The 3,381-nt window shown below is 62.9% G+C and carries 3 protein-coding genes and 1 pseudogene; all 4 read right to left on the bottom strand.

Going from position 1 to position 3,381, the window contains the following annotated elements:
- Positions 1–251 (bottom strand): annotated as a pseudogene (locus EN949_RS33965) (glycosyltransferase family 1 protein); the annotation flags it as partial.
- 220 nt (positions 252–471) lie between these two features.
- Positions 472–1,887, bottom strand: a complete 1,416-nt coding sequence (locus tag EN949_RS33960) for an ATP-binding protein (RefSeq protein ID WP_013530013.1) — start codon at positions 1,885–1,887, stop codon at positions 472–474.
- A gap of 49 nt (positions 1,888–1,936) precedes the next feature.
- Positions 1,937–2,656 carry a response regulator transcription factor gene (locus EN949_RS33955; RefSeq protein WP_013530014.1) on the bottom strand — a complete coding sequence of 240 codons (720 nt, stop codon included), beginning with the start codon at positions 2,654–2,656 and terminating at the stop codon, positions 1,937–1,939.
- Entirely contained in the window at positions 2,643–3,176 is a 534-nt protein-coding gene (locus tag EN949_RS33950; RefSeq protein ID WP_024505623.1) for a MarR family transcriptional regulator, read from the bottom strand. Before EN949_RS33950 ends, EN949_RS33955 begins: the two co-directional genes overlap by 14 nt.
- Positions 3,177–3,381: the final 205 nt, after the last annotated feature.

Here is a 3,381-nt window from a genome sequence, read left to right as displayed (position 1 = left end):
AGACAGCCTTCGGTGACGATGTGGATGTGGTCGGCCTTGCCGGCGTCGATCAGGCGCGCGACATGGCCGGGCGTGGTCAGCGCCAGCCTGATGTCGGGATAGGTCGGCAAGGGCAGGGTGCGAAAGATATTGGGCGTCAGGAAATCCACCGCGACGTCGAAGGACTTCAGCGTCTCGGTGAGCCGCTCCAGCGTGTGGACGACGCCGTTGACCTGCGGGCGCCAGGCATCGGTGACCATCAGTATGCGCATGGCGGCCCTTTGCTTGAAAGGTCGACGGTTGCCTTGAGACGATGCCGGAACGGCGACCAGCCTGCTGCTCTCGCTTCGCTCCAGCGCACCCGGACAGGTACGGGGTCGAAGTGAGGCGGCAAGGCCGAATCAATTGAGGTCGCGCGCTTCATGCGCGCTCTTGATCATGGTTTCATGACGGGCGGATGAAGCCGTTTCCACTTTTCGCAATCGTGCCCGGTTATGCCGGAACCTTGATGATGGCGCGCAGTCCGCCGAGCGGGCTGTCTTCAAGAGTGATGTCGCCGCCATGGGAGCGGGCGATGTCGCGGGCGATCGACAGGCCGAGCCCGGTGCCGCTGGCATCGAGGTTGCGGGCCTCGTCGAGCCGCACGAAAGGCTTGAACACGTCTTCGCGTCGATCGGCGGGAATGCCCGGACCATCGTCGTCGATGGTGACCAGCAGCGAGCCGCGGCCATGGGTGGCGTTGACCTCCACCGTCTTGGCATAGCGGAAGGCGTTGCCGATGACGTTGGACATCAGCCGGGCAAAGGCATTGGGCCGCACATGCACATCGTGATCGCCGGCAAGCGTCGTCGACAGCTTACGCTTGCGCAGCCTGGCTTCCTCGTCGAGCTTTTCGAAATAGGCCTCGAGATCGAACCGTCCGGCGTCTTCCGAAGCTTCGCCGCGGGCAAAGGACAGATAGCCTTCGAGCATCGACTGCATGTCGTCGATGTCCTGGTCGAGCGCTGCCTTGGTCTCGGCCTTGCCGCCGGAAAGCGCCAGCTGCAGCTTGAAGCGAGTGAGGATGGTTCTGAGGTCATGGCTGACGCCGGTCAGCATGGCGGTGCGCTGTTCGATCTGGCGTTCGATGCGCTCGCGCATCTGCATGAAGGCAAAGCCGGCGCGGCGAACCTCCTCGGCGCCGCGCGGCCGGAAATCGCGCGGCATCGGCCGGCCCTTGCCAAAGCTTTCGGCGGCTTCGGCAAGCATCAGGATCGGCCGGATCTGGTTGCGCAGGAAGGGAATGGCGATCATCAACAGCACCAGCGAGGTGCCGACCATCCAGATCAGGAAGATGTGGGTGTTAGAGGCATAGGCCTGGCTGCGGCGCACGAAGACGCGCAGCACCTTGCCCTCGAGCTGCACGCGTACCTCGACGATGTTGGAGTTGCCGACCGTGTCGATCCAGAACGGGCGGTTGATCTGGCGGGTGATCTCGGACGAGAGAACATCATCCAAAATCGAGAAAAACGGCTTTGGACCGGGCGCGGGGAGTGGGTCGGGCGGCAAGAGGTCGACCTTCAGCTGCATGCGGTCCTGGGCGATGCGGATTATGTTGGTGTAGTCGGCATCGCGCGGATAGGTCTCGATCAGGTCGATGATGGCGGCGATGTCGCGCACGGTGGCCTGCGACAGGCGCTGCGTCACGGTTGCCCAGTGACGTTCCATGAAGACGAAGGCGACGACCGATTGCAGCAGGATCATCGGCGCGATGACGATGATCAGCGAGCGGGCATAGAGCCGCTTGGGCATATAGAGCGAGACGAGGCGCCAGAAGCGGTTCCAGGCGCGCGGCACCGCCTTCAGCGTCCGCGCGGCGCGTGCGCTCAAGCCGCCATTGCCCGGCTGTTCCAGTTCCGTGGTTGCCATTCGCTCTTTTCGCTTGCCCGCAGCCGTTCAGCCGGCCGCAGGCGGCATTCTATTCCACGCTGAGCCGATACCCAATACCGCGTACGGTCTGGAGCCAGACCGGATTGGACGGATCGCGCTCGATCTTGCGGCGCAGCCGGTTGATCTGGACGTCGATGGTGCGCTCGCCGACTTCCGAATCGTCGCCGACAAGCTCGTGGCGGGGTATCGTCTCGCCCGCCCGCGCGGCGAAGATCGCCAGGATCTCCTGCTCGCGATCGGTCAGCTTCAACGCCTCGCCGCCACGCTTCAATTCGCGCCGGGCGATCTGGAACGTGTAGGGGCCGAAGACCAACTGCTCGACCTTGGGCGTGGTCGCCGGGCCACCGCGGCGCAGGATGTTGTTGATGCGCAGGATCAGCTCGCGCGGATCGAACGGCTTTGGCAGATAGTCGTCGGCGCCAGCCTCCAGCCCTGAGATGCGGCTGTCGGTCTCCGACAGCGCTGTGAGCATCAGGATCGGTACGTTCTTTTCGGCCCGCAGCGACTTGGTCAGGTCGACGCCCGTCTCGCCGGGCATCATGACGTCCAGCACCAGAAGGTCGAAGTCGAGGCCGGCAAGCTTGCGCCTGGCTTCGCCGGCATTGCCGGCAACGGTGACGCGAAAGCCATTTTCGGTCAGATACTGCTTGAGAAGATTGCGGATGCGGGTGTCGTCGTCGACGACAAGCAGATGCGGCGCGTCGTCGTCCGGCGCGGCCGCGTGATCGACCCGTTCAGTGCTCTCCATGGCTTTTCCCTGACATTTTTGCGGACCCAACGTCGATCTGCGCCCTCAGTTCCGGATTGACCATCGCTTCGAGGAACCGTTCCACCAAGGTCCGTTCGGTTACTCCGGAATCCCCCAATGCAGCATGGATGCGGCGCGACTGTGGCCGCGCCAGCGCCAGCGCCAGCGCACGGCCTTTGGCTGTCGGATAAAGTTCGCGCTGGCGGCGGTCGCGCGGACCTTGCAACTGCACGATATGGTCGGTGTCGATCAGTTGCTTGAGCACACGGGCCAGGCTCTGCTTGGTGATCTTCAGCACGTCGAGCAGTTCGGCGACCGTCAGGCCCGGCCTGCGGTTGACGAAATGCAGCACCCGGTGGTGGGCCCGGCCGAAGCCGTAATCGGCCAGGATCTGGTCCGGATCGGAGGTGAAGTCGCGATAGGCAAAGAAGAGCAGCTCGATGATGGCGAAGTCGATGCCGTCCTCGACCGACATTGCGGTCCTGATCGGTTTTCCGGCGGCTGGGCTTCGATCCGTCATTATTTCTCCGTGGGAAAGAGAGATTATGTCAGTACTATTGACGTAATTTCCCTGCAATGGTAATTTTTGACAAGCTTTTGGGCGGATTGCGAACGAAAAGGCAAGGGAAGCCGGTTTTTCCGGAATTTCCTAAGTTTGCCAGAGCGCAATTATCCGCCTACGCTCCACCATAAAAGCCGCTTTGGGCGGCCGACACGAAACACAC

This window comes from Mesorhizobium sp. M7A.F.Ca.US.007.01.2.1, assembly GCF_003998165.1.
In the GTDB taxonomy this organism is placed as follows: Bacteria; Pseudomonadota; Alphaproteobacteria; order Rhizobiales; family Rhizobiaceae; genus Mesorhizobium; species Mesorhizobium ciceri.
Note: the sequence above shows the minus strand (reverse complement) of the source record. Positions and strands in the feature narration are given on the sequence as shown.